The organism is Corynebacterium sp. HMSC070H05 (assembly GCF_001837615.1).
Lineage (GTDB): Bacteria > Actinomycetota > Actinomycetes > Mycobacteriales > Mycobacteriaceae > Corynebacterium > Corynebacterium coyleae.
The window spans coordinates 1-293 of sequence record NZ_KV833292.1 but is presented as its reverse complement, the minus strand read 5'-3'; the positions used below and the strand labels follow the sequence as shown (position 1 = coordinate 293).

General features: G+C 55.3%; 1 protein-coding gene. It reads left to right on the top strand.

Features of this window, described 5'->3' with window-relative positions:
• A partial coding sequence (locus HMPREF2617_RS02860; RefSeq protein WP_168168326.1) for an ATP-binding protein occupies positions 1-273 on the top strand: 273 nt, incomplete at its 5' end.
• Positions 274-293: the final 20 nt, after the last annotated feature.

Sequence of the window (293 nt, the reverse complement as noted above, 5' to 3'; positions counted from 1 at the left end):
CTTCAAGACTTACACCTGGCAGACGTACTCGTGCTTGATGACTTCTTAACAACGCCGATTGATGCTGCCACAGCACACCAGCTGCTCAACATTCTTGCTGAGCGTGAACACCGGGGATCAACCATTGTCACCTCCCAGTTCACGCCCGATGAGTGGTACAAGTCCATCCCGGATGCTGTCATCGCCGAGTCGATACTGAATCGGCTTGTCGTTGGCGCTGAGATCATCACGCTGGAAGGCCCGAACATGCGCCTCGAAGCCAATACGCAGTAGCGGCTCATAGTCAACGCCCG